The organism is Streptomyces bluensis, from assembly GCF_014650715.1.
GTDB classification, from domain to species: domain Bacteria; phylum Actinomycetota; class Actinomycetes; order Streptomycetales; family Streptomycetaceae; genus Streptomyces; species Streptomyces bluensis.
In genome coordinates, this window is the sequence record NZ_BMVM01000009.1 from 1 (window position 1) to 17,180 (window position 17,180).

Genomic DNA, 17,180 nt, shown 5'->3' on the forward strand with positions numbered 1-17,180 from the left:
ACCACCGGCGACCTCACCATCACCACCGTGACACCCGACAACGAGCCCCACCTCCTCGCCCACGACGCACACACCGCCTCCCCCACCACCGCCTTCGCCCTCTCCCGCCTCGCCGACCCCGACACCCTCCACCACACCCCCATCGGCGTCCTCCGCTCCGTCACCCGACCCGTCTACGACCACCAGATGTCCGACCAACTGGACACCGCGATCGAACAGAACGGCAAGGGAGACCTCACCGCACTGCTGACCGGCGGAGACACCTGGACAGTCGTCGGCTGATCCACCCGATTCGCCAGGTCCATCTGATACGCCATAGACAGCAGTGAAACTCTGCAAACCGCTGCAAACCGCTGCAAACCGCTGCAAACCGCCGTACACCGCCACACCCCCGGGGAGGGGCCACATGACATACGTGATCGCGCAGCCCTGTGTCGACGTCAAGGACCGGGCCTGCATCGACGAGTGCCCGGTCGACTGCATCTACGAAGGGCCGAGAAAGCTCTACATCCACCCGGACGAATGCGTCGACTGCGGCGCCTGTGAACCCGTCTGCCCGGTGGAGGCCATCTTCTACGACGACGACGTCCCGGACGAGTGGGGTGGGTACCGGACGGCCGACGCCGAGGTGTTCGCCGGCCTCGGGTCGCCCGGCGGAGCGAGCGCGGCCGGTCCGCTCCCCAGTGACCACCCCCTGGTCTCCGCTTTGGCGGAGCAGGTCGCGTAGACCGCGTAGAACGCGTCGTACAGCACGAAGTCCGACCGCGGGCAGCTCGTTTTCCGCTGGGATCCAGTCCGGCTCCAGGCCAGATACAGGCCGATACCAGTGGTCCACGACACCGTGGAGGCGGTGGCGGAATCCCGCCACCGCCCTGTGGCGTTGTGCGCGCCGACCTTGTGCCTCGCGCACCACGGGGGACCCGCAGAAGGAGCTGACTATGGACACCGCTCTCACGCCTCAGCCCACAGCGTCCGCACCAGGCCCCACGGGGCTGACCGCGCCGCTGCACCTGCTGCACAAACCCAACACCCCGGAGGGCTTCCTGCTGGACGCCACGGCGCCGGTGGAGCAGCACTTCGCGCTCTCCGCCGAGTTGCCGAGCCGGCACGGGACGTTCAATGACGGGCCGGGGACCTTTCACGACCTGCTCTTCGTCGCGGAGACCCTGTGCCAGGCCATCCACTTCGTCGCCCACCAGTACTTCCGGGTCCCTCCCGACCGACGCGCGATCTTCGACTCCAGCGGGCTCGACGTCCTGGACCTCGCCCCGTGGCGTCGTACCGGCCGCCCGGCCCACATCACGCTCGACATCACCCTGACCCCCGTGGACGTGGTGGACGGGGTCCCGCGCGTCCTCGACTGCCGGAGCGACGTGGCGATCGACGGCGTCAGCTGCGGGCGGGCTTCCGCACGGCTTCAGTTCCTGATGCCCGAGGAGTACCGGTCGCACCGCGAGCTCGGCCGCCAGGAGAGCCTCCGGAGCACCACACCGGCCTCCCGGCCCCCACTGTCCCGCACCTCCCCCGGCGGGGCGGCCGAGACGGAACAGCCCGCGGTGAGGCCCGAACTGGTGGGGCGGGGCAGTCCGCGGAACGTCCTCGTGGGCCCGCCGCTGCGGGTCACCCACGGGGAGTTCGTACTGCCCCTGGCTCCGGAGCCCGGCCACGAGGTCTTCGGTGCCTCGCCCGAGGACCACGTCCCCGGCCGGGTGTTCCTGGAGGCGTCCCGGCAGGCCTCGCTGCTCGTCGCCGCGGAACAGCACGGGCTGCGGCCCGCCCACGCCGTCATGACCCGGTTGCGGGTGTCCTTCCGCGGTTTCGGGGACTCCGACCTTCCGGTGACGTGCACGGTCACCTCGCAGGATCCGGCCCGCGACGACGCGGGGCGGCCCACCGTCCGCACCCGGCTCGCCTTCAGTCAGGGCAGCCGGGTTCTGTGCACCGCCTCGACCGTCCTGCTCCAGGACTGCTGACCGACGGGCCTCGCGCCACCATGATCAAGGAGCCCATGATGCGTTTTCGGGTACTGGGGCCGGTGAGCCTGTCACCTCGCACCCCGTCCGCGGCGAAACCACGCGCACTGCTCGCCACCCTCCTGGTGCACGCCGGCGAAGTGGTCCCGGTGCACAGCCTGATCGACGAACTCTGGGGGACGGAACCGCCCCGTACCGCCACCACCACGCTCCAGGTGTACGTGTCCCAGCTGCGCAAGGTGCTCGCCGACGGCAGAGACGAAGACGACGGCGGTGACGCCTTCGACAAACATGACGCGCGTAGACATGACGCGCGTAGAGGCGATATCCGCACAAGTGACGCGCGTAGAGGCGACATGCGGACAAGTGACGCGCGTAGAGATGACATGCGCACAGGTGACGCGCGTAGAGGTGACGCGCGTAGAGGCGGCAGGCGTGACGTAGGGTCCGCCGGCGAGTTGCTGACCCGGGCGCCCGGCTACCTCCTCCAGATTCCCGAGGGGGAGTTCGACCTGCCCCGCTTCGAGCGGCTGCGGACCGAGGGCCGTACGGCGTATCAGGAGGGGGAGTTCGGCCGCGCCTCCCGGCTGCTGCACGACGCGCTCGCCCTGTGGACGGGGCCCGCCCTGTCGGGAATCCCGCACGGCGTACGGCTGGAGTCCGCGGCCATCCGTCTGGACGAGCTGCGGATGGAGGTCCTGGAACAGCGGATCGTCGCCGATCTGCGGCTGGGCCGTCACCAGGAGCTCGCCGGGGAACTGCTGGCCCTCGCCAACGAGCACCCCCTGCGGGAGACCCTCCACGCGCACCTCATGGTGGCGCTGTACCGGACCGGCCGCGGATCCGACGCCCTGCGGGTGTACGGCAGGTTGCGCCGCTCCCTCGTGGAGGAGCTGGGTGTCGAGCCGAGCCCCGGCCTCTCCCGGCTGCACGAACGTGTCCTGCGCCGGGACCCGTCACTGGACTGGCACCCGCCCCGGGACGCGGCCGACAGGAGCACGGCACCCACTGCAGCCGGCGCTGGTACGCGTACTGGTCCTGCTGCTGGTACGCGTACCAGTACCGGTGCGAGCGGCGCGGGCCGGGACGGCGGCACCGCCCGCGACCCTGAGGCGTCCCGGCGCGCACCCACGCGGACGGGGCAGACCACGCAGACCACGCAGACCGCACTGAACGGGATGCCGCGACAGGCCGGGCAGGCGCGGCAGGCCGGGCACGCCGGGCCGGAAGGGGGCAGGCCGCTGCCCGCCCCCGGTGCGCCTCCGGTGCTGCCCGCCGCGCCCCCCGGATTCGTCGGCCGAGAGGAGGAACTGGCCCACGGGGAACGGGCGTTGCGCGGCAGCGCCGGGCGCCCGGCGGTGCGAGTGCTGGCCGTGTCCGGGCCGGCCGGCGTCGGCAAGACCTCGCTGGCACTACAACTCGCCCACCGGATCGCCGACCTGTTCCCGGACGGTCAGCTGCTGATGAGGCTGCGCGGACCGCAGGGCCGCCCGCTGAGCGCCGCACAGGCCGGGGCGACCCTGTTGCGCCGCCTCGGTGACGACACGCCGGGCTCCCCCTCGACCGATCCCGAGGAGGTGACGGACCGGCTGCGGCGGGCCCTGCACGGGCGGCGGCTGCTGCTCGTCCTGGACGGCGCGGTGTCGGTGGAACAGATACGGCCGCTGCTCCAGGCCGCCGCGGACTGCGCGGTGATCCTCACCAGCCGCCGCAGTGCCGCCGCGGTCGACGGCGCGGAGCATCTGCTGCTGGACACGGTGCGGCCGGACGAGGCCGTGGAACTGCTGCTCGCCGCGGGAGGCGAGCGGATGGCGCGGGATCCGGTGGCGGTCGCCGAGATCGCCCGGCTGTGCGGCTGCTTCCCGCTGGCGCTGCGGGTGGCGGCGGCGGCCCTCACGGCACGCCCGCACACCACGCCCGCCGCGCTCGCGGGGCGCCTGCGCGACGAGCGGACCCGGCTCGGCGTGCTGCGCGAGGGCGACCTCGACCTCCGTTCCAGTCTGCTGACGGGGTATCAGGAGGTCGGTCCGGCGCTGCAACGGGCGTTCCGGCTGCTGTCCCTGGCCCCGGCGCCCGACTTCGCGGTGTGGACCGCCGCGGCCCTGCTGGACACGGACCGCTCGGTGGCGGAGGAGACGGCCGAGGAGCTCGTACGGGCCCAGCTGCTGGAGGCCCGTACCGACGGGAACACGGTCCGCTACGCCTTCCACTCGCTGCTGCGGGTGCTGGCCACGGACCTGGTCGACGGGGAGGCGGACAGCGCCCGGACGCGACGGGGCGCCGTCGAACGGCTGGGCCGGACCTACGCGGCCCTGGCCCGCCACGCGGACCGGCGGCTCACCCCCGGGAGGGACTGGCGAACCGGCCCCGAACCCGTACCCGCGGTTACGGAGCCGGACGCCGAGAGGATCGTCGGGGCCAACCCTCTGCGCTGGTTCCGCGAGGAGGCCACGGGCCTGGTGGAGATGGTGCGGCAGACGCACGCGGCGGGGCTCTGGCCCCTGGTGTGGCAGCTCGCGGGGGCCACCGAGGGGTACTTCCACGCCTGCGCCGCCTGGGAGGACTGGGAGGAGACCCACCGCCTCGCGCTGGACGCCGCCGTGCGCGCCGGCGACACCGAGGCGGAGGCGGCGATCCGGTACTCGCTGGGCGACCTCGCCTGGCAGCGTCGCGAGGCCGACCGGGCGGTGCGGCACTACACCGACGCCCAGCACGCCTTCAAGCTGGCCGGTGACCGGATCGGGGCGGCGCGCTGCCGTATCGGTGTGGCGGACATCCTGCTCGGCCAGGGCCGCCTGGGTGCGGCGGCGCGGCGGTACGGGCGGGCCCTGGCCCTGTGTTCGGCGGGAGGGGACTCACGGGGCGTGGTGGCCGCGCTGAACGGGCTGGCCCTGGTCAACCTGCGGCAGGGCCGCGAGGAGGCGGCGATCCGTCAGCTGGCGCAGGGCCGGCGCGCCGCGGAACGGCTCGGTGACCGCCGCTGGGCGGAGTACATCCGCCGCACCGCGGCCCGCCTGACGACGGACACTCCCCGCCGCCCCGCCCACAGCGCCCACGCGGTCGAGGTCCGGCCGGGCATGTGGCTCATCGGAACGGCGGCCCCTGCCGCCGCCCCCGCCCTCGCCCGGGCGGGCGCCGCCTGACGTCGCGTCAGCCCGTGGCCCACCGCGTGACGGGGGCCACGGGTCAGGCCTGCCGCCGTACGGGACGGTGGCCGGAGATGGTGCGGGAGGGGACGGGCGCGGACTCGACGACGTCCGGTGCGCGCCGCGTCCCGCTGACGGCGGCGGGGGCGGGGGCGGCACGCCGGGCTCCCGCGTCTGGTTCGAGTCCCAGCGACGCCAGGGAACGCCACGGCAGCGCCTGACCGGCCGACGTGTCGCGCCAGGGCGCGAACACCGGGGCCGGGGAGGAGGGGGAAGGGAGGCTCTTCAGGGAGGCCACCGAGGCCACGGACGACAGGGGCGGCACGGACGACACAGACGGCACAGGGGACATGAAAGGCATGGCAGCCACCTTTGGGTCGGTGTTGCGAGGGGACGCGCCGGAAGCGAGCAAGGGACGTACGCGCGAGGGTGGATCGTTCACTCGGCGGAGGGCACCCGCGGCCGGCGCGCCGGACCCGACGTCCGGCCGGCCCGGTTCGTGATCCGGGCCCGCAGCAGCGACCCGATCAGCCACTTCCGCATGGCGCCCAGGTGCGCGGGCGAACCGTGGACGTCGTCGAACTCCTTGAAACGCACCTGCGGCAGCAGGGAACCGAGCAGCCGGCGTTCCGTGGCAGGAATGATCTCGTCCCGGGAGCTGACGACGTACGCGACCGGAACGTCGACGGCGCGCAGTACCTCCGGGCCGAGCGCGAAGCCCGCGAGCCGGGCCCGCAGTTCGTCGTGGTCGGGCGCGCCGGTGAGCCGGCACAGCGTGTCGACGGTGATGCCGGGCACCCGGGGCCACCAGTCGGGGTCGGTGAAGAACCCGGCCACCGGGGCGCCGACGGTGTGGATGCTGTGGATGCGCGCGTCCTCGGCCGCCGCGCGCAGTGCGAGGTGGCCGCTGAAGCTGAGGCCGAGAACGGAGGTGCGGGTCACCCGGGCGCGGTCGGCCAGCTGGTCCAGCAGGAAGGGCACCAGCCGCCAGGAATCGGCGTGGTAGCGCAGGGTGTTCTCGCCGACGCCCGGCATCTCGGTGGCGACCCCCGCGTACCCGAGGCGGGCGAGCCGGGGCAGGAGGGGTGCCCACTGCTCCTTGACGCTGACGATACCGCCCATGATCAGGACCAGCGGCCGTGGCCGGCGGGCGTCGAGTCCGCTCGCCCAGCAGGCGAACGTGCCGTCCGGGTGGTTGAGGACCATTCGGTCGATGCCGCGCCGGCGGCGCCAGGCGTCGAAGGACCGCACACAGTTGTCCTGGGCCTCCCTGCGGTCGTCGTCGCCGTGGTACGGGAAGCGGGCGAGGGCGTAGCGGCGGCAGGCGTCGAGTGGGCGGCCCGCGGCGGCCAGCCGGTCGGCCTCGGCGGTCCACACCCGCGCCCAGGACTCGGGGTGTCCGGGCTCGTCGTTGGTGATCCGGGGCAGTACGGCCGCGACCTGGCGTTCGCTGATCCCTTGGCCACGGGCGTGCAGCCGGGCGAATTCCTTGAGTTCCGCGAGATGGTCCATGGCTGTTCTCCGTCTCCTCCGGGATGCGGCCCGGAGGGCTCGGAGGCCTTCCTGGTCGTACCGGCTGCGGGCGGGCTGTCCGGTCGTACGGGGAGAGGCGGGGCGCCCGCCGGGAGCGGGGGACGTTCCCCGGCGGGGCGCCCCGCCTCAGGACCCGATGCTGCCCGCCGTCTCTTAAGCCCCGCTTGTCGGACGGCTTAAGCCCCGTTGCCCCCGACAGCCCCGACAGCCCCGCCAGCCCCGACACCCCCTCACCAGCCCAGGAGGTCGCCCTGTCCCCCGGCCCCGGCCTCGTCCTCGCCCTCGCCCTCGCCCTCGGGCTCCGCGTCGTCGCCGAGCGCCTCCGTCACCGCCTCGATCACGAGCGGATCGAGCAGGGTGCGCGCCGCCGTGTCCCGGGTGCCGCCGAAGCCGGCGTCGCTCGCGGCGACGCTGACGACGTAACCGCCGTCCACGTATTCACCGTCCACGCGTTCGCCATCCACCGAGAAGGTGCGGAACTGCCATTCGTCCCCGGTGCCGGGTGCCCCCTCGGGGGTCAGGACCCTGACGGGTTCGGGCCCGTCGCCGCCGCCGAAGCCGAACTCGGTGAAGCGGAGCCTCAGCCCCTGCCCGATGGCCTTGCTGTAGGCCTCCTTGAGCGTCCACAGGCGCACCAGCTCGGCGCCCCTCCTGTGGTGCGGGAGTTGCTCCAGGGCGGCCGTCTCGTGGGGTGTGCAGACGTTACGGTGCAGCCCGCGCGTGTAGAGGGGGCGGTCCGCCCGCTCGGCGTCCACCCCGATCAGTCCCCTGGTGGAGAGCCCGACGAGCAGCAGGTCCTCGGTGTGGCTGAGGCTGATGTCCACCGCGTCACACCCCCGCAGACAGGGGCGGCCGGTGAGGCCGTAGCCGAGTTCGACGGTGTGCGGGGGCACCCGCAGCGCCACCGCGGCGGCGTACTTCAGCAGCGCCCGGGAGGCGGCGAACCGCATCCGCACGTGCGGATGCGCCAGCTCCAGATACCGGTCCCAGTCCCGGCCCAGCAGGGCACGCAGCCGCGGGCCGCCCACGCCGTCCGGCCGCCAGTCGGCGAGCCGGGCGTGCAGCACCGCGACCGCGTGCTCCTCCAGGTCCGCGCGGACCCGGTCCCAGCCTCCGTCACGGCCGGAGATGCGCACCGGCTCCCCGAGCGAGGGGCTGGGTGCCGTCCTCCTCCGCGCCGTCATCGAAGCCCTCCAGTGCGTCCTTGAGGTCACCGAGGACGTCGGCGGCGGTGGCGCCGTCGATGACCCGGTGGTCGAAGGTGAGTCCGAGCCGCATCACCGGGGCGACGGCGAGCTGCCCGTCCCGGACGACCGGCCGGTCCGCGACGCGGCCCGCGTTCAGGGTGACCGCGGTGCCGCCGCTGGAGTGGAAGCCGTCGACCGGGCGGTGGCCCAGCGAGCTGACGGCGACGGTGCCGAGGACATCCGGCCGGCGGCGCGGGTCACGCAGTACGGCGGCGAAGGCGAGCCGCCCGAGCGGTACGGGCAGCCGGCCGAGCAACCGGACGCCGCGGAACTCGGGCAGCTGCTCGGTGCCGGGTCCGCGGTAGCGGTCGACGCGCTCCTGGATGTCGTCCAGGCCGGCGCTCTCCAGGGCGGGCAGCAGCGCGGACAGCACGGTCCGCTCCCCGTCGACGGTGCGGTCCAGCGCCAGCTTGGCGGTGACCTCCGCGAACCGTACGGTCCGTGGTCCGCGCAGCCCGAACAGCCGCGCCGGGACCAGTGCCGCGTTGGCCTCCGGGTGGCGGTGCAGGACGCGGCCGGTGGCGTGCAGCAGATAGGTGACGACGGAGTAGCGCAGACCGGTGGCCCGGGCGGCGGCCCGGTGGGCCTCGATCCGGGTCATGTCGATGTCGGTGTCGAGGTGCACGGGCCGCTGCCGGGCGGCGTGTTCCAGGAAGTACAGGGTGTGCCGGCGCCGGCGCTCGGGGTGCACGTGAGCGGGGGACGAACGGGTCCCGCCGTCCCGGAACCCGCTCACGCCGGCGCCGCCAGCTGGTAGATCTCGCCGAGGCTGCGGGCCTCCAGCAGTCTGCCGACGGGCAGCGAACGACCAGTGGCCTGCTCCAGGGCGGTGACCAGCTTCAGCAGGTACAGCGAGTCCCATTCGGGCAGTTGGTCGAGATCGGCGGAGACCTGGTGCTCCTCCAGCGGCATGCCGAGCTCGTCCCTGACGAGACGGACGAAGTCGTCGATGGTGTGCATCGGTGCGGCCCTCCCGGGCGGGTGCGTACGAACGGCAGATACGGAAGATCCGTTGATTTCGCTGATTCGCTGATTCAGCCGATTGAGCCGATTCGGCTGAATCAGATGATTCCGACGTCAGATCTTTTCGAGTGCGAAACCGGACTTGATCCACTTGCTGGACTCGACGGCGACCGCCAGCGCACGCTGGCCGGGCCCGATCTTCCCCAGCAGTGCCTCCAGTTGGAGGAAGGGCAGGGCGTTGCCGTTGTTGCCGGTGTCGGCGACGCAGGACACCTCGACGGCGTCGGGCAGGTCGAGCTGCTCGGTGATCCGTCGTGTCATCCGGCCGGACAGCTGCGGCGGCAGCAGGAAGTCCACCTGCTCCGGGGACCAGTCGAGGTCCTCCAGCAGCTCCCAGAGGATCTCCACGGCCATGACCGGGACGGACTCCTCGATGGCCTTGTAGTCCTCCCGTACGGCCTGCCGGTCGTCGTACCGGTCGGCGAGCCCGAACCAGTCGATGACCTGGCCGGGTTCCCGGCCCAGACCGGTGAACCGGTTCAGCACGCCGCGCAGGGCGAGCCGCTGTCCGCGCGCCTCGGAGGTGACCACGGCGGCACCGGCTCCGTCCCCGAACAGCACGTAGTTGACGAGGTCGCTGGGGGCCGCCCCGGACAGGTCCCGGTCGAGGTCCAGGTGCTTGCTGCAGACGTCGCCCCCGATCACCAGACCGGCCCGGTGCCCGCCGCCGGTGACGAGGGTGCGGCCCAGTTCCAGGGCCTGGACGGCGCCCGCACAGCCGGACTGGAGCTGGTAGGTGGGGATCTGGTCCAGGCCGAGCTGGTCGGCGACGTGGTTGACGGTGGCGGGCATGAGGTGGTCCGGGGTGGCGGTGCCCATGACCACGAAGTCGATCTCGTCGGGGGCGAGTCCGGAGTCGCTGATCGCCTGCTCGGCGGCCCGCGCACACAGGTCGGCGAGCGACCAGCGCACCTCACCGCTGACCAGGTCCCGGGCGAAGTGCCGGGTCCGGGTACCGATGAACACGTCGATCCACTCTTCGTTGACGCCGAGCGTCCGGGCGAGCATCGCGTTGTCGACGGGGTCGCCCGGCAGGGCGGTACCGACCCCGGCGAGGTGGGCGACGGGGGGTGAGGAGGCTTGCTCGGGTGACTGCATGGGAGGGGTCCTTCCTAGGGCCTGGTCCGGGGCGGAGAAAGCGAACCCGCCCGCGGAGCGGGTTCGCGGGGCGGGTTCGCGGAGCGGTCAGGCCACGGCCGAGTCGGTCCGGTCCTGGAGATAGCCGACGAGATCGCCGACGGACGACAACCGCGGCAGCAGATCCTGCACGCTCATCTCCTCAAGGCCGCTCAGCCGCTCCTGGATCCGGTCCTTCAGCTCCATGACCATCACCGAGTCGAAGCCGAGGTCCTCGTAGAGCAGGGAGAGCGCCGACACCTCGTCCGGTGCGTATCCGCCGACCTCCGCGACGGCCTCGATCACGGTACGGGCCACCGGATCCGCCGCCTGGTCCGCCCCGGCGGAGGGCAGCACGGCCGTGCGGACGGCGCCGTGCCCACCGGCGGCCGACTGCTTCTGCGGGTACGGCCGCACGGTGTGCGCGGTGTCGTCGGGCACGATGCCGAGGTCCGCGGAGGCGGCGGCCCGTACGGGGTTACGGGTCCAGAACCGGTGGGTGTCGGAGAACGCGTACGGCGCCAGCCGCTGCGGCACCCGCTCCTCCTCCGGGTACGCCTGGTCCCACCGCGGGTCGAGCCCGCCGCGGAAGAGTTCGGCCACGGCTTCGGCGAACGCCCGGCCGTCACCGTCCTCGCCCGGCACCGGAGCCACGGTGTGCGCGCCCTCCCCGGCGATGGTGCCGAGGGCACGCGCCATGCCGGTGAGCACGGGACGGGGGCCGACCTCCACCAGGTGGGTGGGCCCGGCCTCCAGCAGCCGCGTCATGGCGTCGCCGAACAGCACGGGGGCGCCGATGTGCTCCGTCCAGTACTTGGCGTCCATCGGCTCGGCCTCCAGCACCCGTCCGCGCAGGGTGGAGTACACCGGGAGCTGGGGGACGCCGCCGCCGACCTCGTCCGCGAGCGCGGCGAACCGGTCCAGCATCGGCGTCATCAGCGGCGAGTGGAAGGCGTGGGAGACCTCCAGACGCCGGGTTCTGACGCCCCGTCCGCCGAGCTTGTCCTCGATGCGCTCCAGCGCCGCCATGTCCCCGGAGAGCACGGTGGCCTGGGGGCCGTTCACCGCGCCCACGCCGACCAGGGGTTCCGCGTCCACGAGCTCGGTCAGCTCGGTGAGCGGAGCCCGTACGGCGAGCATCCCGCCGCCCTCGGGCAGCTCCTCCATGAGGGCGCCCCTTGCGGCGATCAGCCGGGCGGCGTGCTCCAGCGGGAAGACCTCGGCCAGCACGGCGGCGGCGTACTCACCGACGCTGTGCCCGAGCAACAGGGCGGGCCGCACCCCGAGTTCGGTGAGGCTCGCCGCCAGGGCGTACTCGACGGCGAACAGCGCGGGCTGGGTCCAGCCGGTGCGGTGCACGGCCTCGTCGCCGGAGAGCAGCAGGTCGCGCACCGAGCCACCGGTGTGCGGGGCGAGTGCCGTGTCGGCCTCGTCCAGGAACCGCCGGTACAGCGGCGACTGCCGGTACAGCCGCGCGGTCATCGCCGGGTACTGCGAGCCCTGCCCGGTGAACAGCAGCGCCACCCGCGGCTTTCCCGTGGGCCGGCCGGAGAGCCGGGCCAGCAGGTCGTCGTCGGCGGCGGCCTCGCGCAGTCCCGCGGCCAGTTCGCCGGTGTCCGTGGCGGGCAGCGCGAAGCGGTGACGGTGACCCGTCTTGGCCCGGTTGCTGCTCCAGCACAGCGGCCCGACCGGCGTTCTGCGCCGCTGTACGGCGTCGGCCTGCACCAGCAGGTTGCGGCGCAGCGCCTCCAGGGAAGGGGCGGTCAGGGTGAAGACCCCGGTGCCCAGACCCGCGGCGTTCCCCTGGCCGGTGGATCCGGACTCGGGGCCGGCCGCCTCGGGACGTGCGGCGTGCGCGGGCGCCGACTCCAGGAGGGCGTGGGCGTTGGTGCCGCCCATCCCGAAGCTGCTCAGGCCCCCGATCGTGGGCCCGGAACGCAGGCGCAGCGGGGCCTTGAGGAGCCGTAGCCCCTGCTGGGCCAGTTTCAGGGCCGGGTTCTCCTTGGCCGCGAACCGGCTGGCGGGGACCACCTTGTGGTGCAGCGACAGGGCGACCTTGATGAGGCCCGCGATGCCCGCCGCGCCCTCGGTGTGCCCGATGTTGCCCTTGACGGAGCCGATGGCCAGCGGGCGGCCGGAGCGGCCGGCGTGCAGATGGCCGAGGGCCTTGACCTCGATCATGTCGCCGAGGACGGTGCCGGTGCCGTGGGCCTCGGTGAAGGCGACCTCGGACGGCTCGACTCCGGCCCGGCGGTAGGCGGCGGACACCACCTCCTGCTGCGACCAGCGGTTGGGGGCGGTGATGCCGTTGCTGCGGCCGTCCTGGTTGACGGCGGTGCCGCGGATCACCGCGTACACCGGCTGGCCGTCGGCGATGGCGTCCTCCAGCCGGCGCAGCACCACCGCGCCGACGCCCTCGCCCCGGCCGATGCCGTCGGCGTCGGCGCTGAAGGGCTTGCACCGTCCGTCGGGGGAGGACAGCCCGGCCTGGGTGTAGAAGATGCCGAGTGCCGGGGTGAGCGCCACGTTGACGCCCGCGGCGATCGCGGTGTCGCACTCCTCCGCCAGCAGGGCGTTGCAGGCGAGGTGGACGGCGACCAGCGAGGAGGAGCAGGCGGTGTCCACCGCCAGGCTGGGCCCCTTGAGGTCGAGGTGGTACGAGATCCGGTTGGCGGTCATGCAGTAGCCGTTGCCGGAGCCGAGCTGGGCGGTGACCCGGGCGTAGTCGGTCATGTGGAGCTGCGCCCACTCGTTGCCCATGATGCCGACGAAGACGCCGGTGTCGGTGCCGGCCAGCCGCTGCGGGGCGACGCCGGAGTCCTCGACGGCACGCCAGGCGCACTGCAACAGCAGCCGCTGCTGGGGGTCCATCGCCGCCGCCTCGCGCGGGGAGACGGTGAAGAACTCGTTGTCGAAGGCGTCCGGGTCGGAGATGAAGCCGCCCTCGGTGGTGTTGGAGTGTCCGTCCTCGCCGGTGGGCGAGTGGAACTCGCGGGCGTTCCAGCGCTGCCCGGGCACCTTGTCGACCCCGTCGCCGGACCGCATCAACATGTCCCAGTAGGCGCCCGCGTCGGGCGCCCCCGGGAAGCGGCAGTCGATGCCGACGATGGCGACCGGCCTCATCGGCTCCCGCCTTCCGTGGACTGGAGTTCCTCGACGAGGTGACCGGCCAGCGCCTCGATGGTCGGGTAGTCCCAGGCCACCGTGGGTTCGAGGACGAGGTCGAAGTCCTCCTCGATGTCACCGCACAGGCTCAGCGCGGCCACGGAGTCCAGCCCGTACTCGGCCAGCGGCACGGTGGGCTCGATCTCGGACGGCGACCGCTTGAGGTACAGGGCGATCCGGTCGGCGAGCCAGCTGCTCAGCGACTCGGCGGTGGGAGCGGTGGCCTCGGTGTTCGCGGTGGGGTCGGTCGCGGGAACGGACATGGTGCAACTCCTCGGTGAAGGCGCGTCGGGTCCGGCCGGCCGGCGGTCAGCCGGACAGCGGGGTGTCGTAGAGGTCGTAGCTGCGGCGTTCGTGGAAGCGCCGGAGCACTTCTTCGTGCACCCGGCCCTCGCACCCGGGCGGCAGGTCGGCCGGGCGCTGCCCGAGCCGGCGGGCCAGCCGGTGCAGTGCGGCGGCCGCCCAGGCGGGGTCGGCCAGGAAGGGGTCGTCGCCGTCGCGTGCCCCGCGCCAGACGCCCAGGACGGACGCCGCCGCGAGGACCACCGTGTAGCGGTCGGCGAGCGCGAAGCTCGCCGGGCCGGCGAGTGCGGTGCGGTCCTGGGGGGACAGGTTCAGGCTGTCCTCCTGGAGCTGCCGCAGCTCGTCCAGCATCCGCAGGACGAGTCCCTGCACCGCGAGTTCCTCGGGGGAGCCGCTGGGCAGGTCGTCGGCGGCGGCGACGAGGGAGGCACTCAGGCTGTCCCGGCCACTGGCCAGGGCGAGCCGGTCGAAGGGGATGCCGCCGGGCAGGGGCTCCCGGGGGCGGAACAGGCTCCGCGGTGCCTCGTCCCCGGAGAACCAGGCGCGCCGGGCGAGCCGGGACAGCTGCGGGATGATGGTGGCCTGGCAGGCGGCGGAACCGGCGTGGCCGAGGCTGAGCACCGGCAGGTCACGGACGTGCTTCTGGAAGATGCCGAACTCGCCCTCGCGGACGTAGAACCGCGCCCCGAGCACGATCGACAGGTCGTACATGGTGTCCGTGAGCATCTTGGGCACCAGGTACTTGACCGCCGCCGCGTACACGCTGGTCTCGTCGGGCAGCAGGTGCACCGCACGGGTGCCGACCAGCGCCAGGCTGTCGCAGGTGAGCAGGTCGAGGAAGGCCCCGGTGAGGGTCGCGGAGGCGTGCGGGATCTCCATGACCGACCGCCGGTAGAGCCGGCGTCCGACGGCGAACCGCACCACCGTGCGCAGGCTGCTGTCGAGGGCGCCGATGGCCATGCCGGGCACCGCGCTGCGGGTGATCTGGAAGGAGCGCAGGGCCAGTTCGACGCCCTGGCCGCGGGCGCCGACCAGGGCGCTGTCGGGTACGGGGCAGTCGGTGAAGTCCAGCCCGGACAGCCGGCAGCCGCGTACGCCGACGGCGGTGTAGCGGGGCAGGACCTTGAAGCGGTCGGCGTCGAGCTGGTCCCGTTCGGCCAGCAGCACCGAGTGGCTGCGGCTGCCGGGGCTGTCGTCGGTGCGGCCGAACAGGGCGAAGGCGTCGGCCCGGTCCGCGTTGTTGATGACTTCCTTGCGGCCGTGCAGCCGGAAGCCGCCGGCCACCGGGTCGGCCCGGAACTCGTTGCGGACGAAGTCGTTGCCGTGGGCCAGTTCGTGGTAGGCGACGGAGACCTTGGAGCCGCCCAGCAGCAGCTCGGCGAGCCTGCGCCGCTGCTCCTCGCTCCCGGCCGTCCACACGTTGGCGGCGGCCATGAAGGATGTGATGCCGTAGCCGAGGCCCAGCGCCACATCGCGCCGGAACACCTGCCGCATCACGCGTGCGAGGGAGTCCAGCCGGTCCAGTCGCCCACCGAACTCGCCGGGCACGAACTCGGCGTTGAGGACGATGTCGTCCAGGAGCCGCTCACCGGCGGCGGGCAGTTCCCCGGCCTCGTCGGCGGCCAGCAGCCCGGCGGTGCCGAGCGGGTTGGCCGGGTCGTCGGGGTCGCCGAAACGGCTCTCCAGCTCGGCGACCCGGGCCTGGACCGCGCTCTCCTGCGCCTCGTGCGCGGCCGGGTCGACCGCGGGCTCACTCAGCATGACGTCCCCTCGGAGGTCCGGGTACCGCCCGCGGCGGCCCGGGTGTCGGTGTGTGCGGATGCGTCGGATCGGTCAGACGCGTCCGATACACCGGATGCGTCGGACGGGTCAGACACGTCGGTGGGCGCGTGGGTGCCCCCGGGCAACCGGAACGGCAGCAGCGAGAACAGTTCGCCCGCGGTGCGGGTCGCCCGCAGCTGCTCCAGCAGTTCCGGGTAGGCGTCGGGCTCTCCCGCGTCGGGCTCGCCCAGACGTGTCATTAGACGGTCGAGTACGGGCCACAGCCACACCCCGTCGTTCCAGAGCGGTCCGGTGCGTCCGGTGCTCGCGGCACGGTGGTTGTGCGCCCACAGGCCGAGGGAGGCGGCGCCCGCCAGGCACAGGCTGTACTGCCGGGCGACGTCGAAGGCGGCGGGCGGGACGTCGGAGACCACCGCGCGGTGGGCGTCCATGGCCTCGTGGACCCGGCCGGTGACGGCGAGGAACCGTTCCGCCGCGGCCAGCGCGCCCTTGAGTTCCGGCCGCCGGGCGGCCTCGGAGCGCAGCGCCTCCACCGAGTCCGGCAGCGTGGCCATGATGCCGGAGCCACGCCTGGCCACCAGCGACAACCGAGCCGGGTCCAGCGGGGGCAGCGGCGCGGACAGGTCGAACGCCTGCGCCGCACCGGCCGTGTCACCGCTGCCCCGCTGCCAGCCGCGGGCGAACGAACGGAACTGGTTGACCAGGGAGTTGAGGTTGACGAGGGTGTTGCCGTCGAAGAGGCCGACGATACGGTGGTCGCGGTCGACCTTCTGGAACATCCCCCGGGCGTGGACGTCCTTCAGGAAGGCCCGCGCCCCGAGCAGCCGGGTCAGCTCGCCGATCAGGGCCTCGGTGCCGGTGGGCACCAGGTACTTGGTGGCCGCGGCGACCACGCTCAGCTCGTCGGGCACGGTGTGCACCGACCGCGCGGCCACCGTGGCGAGCGCCTCCCCGGCCAGTACGTCGGCCGCGGCGCGGGCGAGTACGTGCCGGGCCTGCGGCAGGTCCACCAGACGCCGCCCGAACAGCTCGCGCCGCTCGGCGAAGTCCAGCGCGATACGCAGCGCGTGGTCGGCCGCGCCCAGCGACAGCGAGGCGCACATGGTGCGGGTGAGCTGCAACGCCTTGAGCACGGTCTCGACGCCGCCGCCCTCGCCGCCGACCGCCGCGTCCGCCGGCACCGGGGCACCGTCGAAGGCGATCCCGCTGATGTCGGCGCCCCGGATGCCGTGGGTGCGGATCTTGTCCAGGCAGCGGTAGTGCTCGCCCTCGGTCATGCGCCGCTTGTCGACCAGCAGGACGGTGAATCCGCGCGGCCCGCCGTCCGGGCTGGTGCGGGTGAGGACGGAGAGCAGACTGCCCCGCGTCGCGTTGTTGATCAGCCACTTCTCGCCGCTGATGCGCCAACCGCCCCCGCCGTCGCGCTCGCCGTCGCCCCCGCCGTGGGGCTCACCGTCGGGCTCGCCCCGCACGTCCCCGGCGAGCAGGTCGCTGCCGTGGGCGCGCTCGGTGAGGGCCAGCGAGACGGGCACGCCCGCCCGGATGTCTTCGGCGAGTCGGCGGCCCTGCTCGGGGGTGCCGGAGATCCAGACGCACACCCCGCCCAGATAGGTCTTGCCGTGCCCGACGGCGACGGTCAGATCACGGCGGGCCACCACCCGCATGACCTGCATGAGGGTCTCGTAGTCGGTGAGCCGTCCGCCGTGCTCGGCCGGGATGTAGAACTCCTGGAGGCCCCAGTTCTCCAGCACCCGGCAGATGTCCGCCGGGAACTCCTCGTTCTCGTCCAGTTCCAGGCAGCGGGCGTGGGAGAAGTCCGTGCCGGGATCCTCGGGATCGCCGAGCAGCGACTCCAGCTCCTGCGCGACGCGGTAGGGAGGATGCTCCATGCC

The 17,180-nt window shown here is 73.3% G+C and carries 13 protein-coding genes and 1 pseudogene; 4 read left to right on the forward strand and 10 right to left on the reverse strand.

The genetic code is table 11. The annotated features are described in order from the left end of the window. From IE262_RS21945 to IE262_RS21960, 4 genes and pseudogenes are all read left to right on the forward strand, one after another. A pseudogene (locus IE262_RS21945) lies at positions 1-282 on the forward strand (2-oxoacid:ferredoxin oxidoreductase subunit beta); the annotation flags it as partial. Positions 283-406: 124 nt separating this feature from the next. Next, positions 407-727: a ferredoxin gene (fdxA, locus tag IE262_RS21950; protein WP_134043142.1), complete on the forward strand. Its 321-nt coding sequence runs from the start codon at positions 407-409 to the stop codon at positions 725-727. Positions 728-938: 211 nt separating this feature from the next. Continuing rightward, positions 939-1,973, forward strand: coding sequence for an AfsA-related hotdog domain-containing protein (locus IE262_RS21955; protein ID WP_134043139.1), 1,035 nt, complete (start codon positions 939-941; stop codon positions 1,971-1,973). A 38-nt stretch (positions 1,974-2,011) separates the two neighbouring features. Continuing rightward, positions 2,012-5,116 carry an AfsR/SARP family transcriptional regulator gene (locus IE262_RS21960; protein WP_373305107.1) on the forward strand — a complete coding sequence of 1,035 codons (3,105 nt, stop codon included), beginning with the start codon at positions 2,012-2,014 and terminating at the stop codon, positions 5,114-5,116. Between the two features lie 43 nt (positions 5,117-5,159). Here the strand turns inward: IE262_RS21960 and IE262_RS21965 are convergent, their stop codons facing one another. The 10 genes from IE262_RS21965 to IE262_RS22010 form a co-directional block, all read right to left on the reverse strand. Further along, a complete protein-coding gene (locus tag IE262_RS21965) occupies positions 5,160-5,480 on the reverse strand; it encodes a hypothetical protein (RefSeq protein ID WP_229877386.1) in 321 nt (106 codons plus the stop codon). Between the two features lie 77 nt (positions 5,481-5,557). Further along, positions 5,558-6,631, reverse strand: coding sequence for an alpha/beta fold hydrolase (locus IE262_RS21970; protein ID WP_189875874.1), 1,074 nt, complete (start codon positions 6,629-6,631; stop codon positions 5,558-5,560). 251 nt (positions 6,632-6,882) lie between these two features. Continuing rightward, positions 6,883-7,788 (reverse strand): 4'-phosphopantetheinyl transferase family protein, encoded by a 906-nt coding sequence (locus IE262_RS21975; protein ID WP_189875875.1) that lies wholly within the window; start codon positions 7,786-7,788, stop codon positions 6,883-6,885. Then, positions 7,769-8,590: a 2-oxo acid dehydrogenase subunit E2 gene (locus tag IE262_RS21980; RefSeq protein WP_229877387.1), complete on the reverse strand. Its 822-nt coding sequence runs from the start codon at positions 8,588-8,590 to the stop codon at positions 7,769-7,771. Before IE262_RS21980 ends, IE262_RS21975 begins: the two co-directional genes overlap by 20 nt. A 41-nt stretch (positions 8,591-8,631) precedes the next feature. Then, positions 8,632-8,859: an acyl carrier protein gene (locus IE262_RS21985; RefSeq protein ID WP_134043124.1), complete on the reverse strand. Its 228-nt coding sequence runs from the start codon at positions 8,857-8,859 to the stop codon at positions 8,632-8,634. Between the two features lie 117 nt (positions 8,860-8,976). Next, entirely contained in the window at positions 8,977-10,020 is a 1,044-nt protein-coding gene (locus tag IE262_RS21990; RefSeq protein WP_189875879.1) for a 3-oxoacyl-ACP synthase III family protein, read from the reverse strand. Positions 10,021-10,107: 87 nt separating this feature from the next. Then, positions 10,108-13,161 carry a type I polyketide synthase gene (locus tag IE262_RS21995; protein ID WP_189875881.1) on the reverse strand — a complete coding sequence of 1,018 codons (3,054 nt, stop codon included), beginning with the start codon at positions 13,159-13,161 and terminating at the stop codon, positions 10,108-10,110. Beyond that, positions 13,158-13,466, reverse strand: coding sequence for an acyl carrier protein (locus IE262_RS22000; protein ID WP_134043115.1), 309 nt, complete (start codon positions 13,464-13,466; stop codon positions 13,158-13,160). Before IE262_RS22000 ends, IE262_RS21995 begins: the two co-directional genes overlap by 4 nt. Before the next feature lie 46 nt (positions 13,467-13,512). Beyond that, positions 13,513-15,267, reverse strand: coding sequence for an acyl-CoA dehydrogenase family protein (locus IE262_RS22005; protein WP_189875883.1), 1,755 nt, complete (start codon positions 15,265-15,267; stop codon positions 13,513-13,515). Next, positions 15,261-17,177: an acyl-CoA dehydrogenase family protein gene (locus IE262_RS22010; protein ID WP_189875885.1), complete on the reverse strand. Its 1,917-nt coding sequence runs from the start codon at positions 17,175-17,177 to the stop codon at positions 15,261-15,263. Before IE262_RS22010 ends, IE262_RS22005 begins: the two co-directional genes overlap by 7 nt. Positions 17,178-17,180 lie beyond the last annotated feature (3 nt).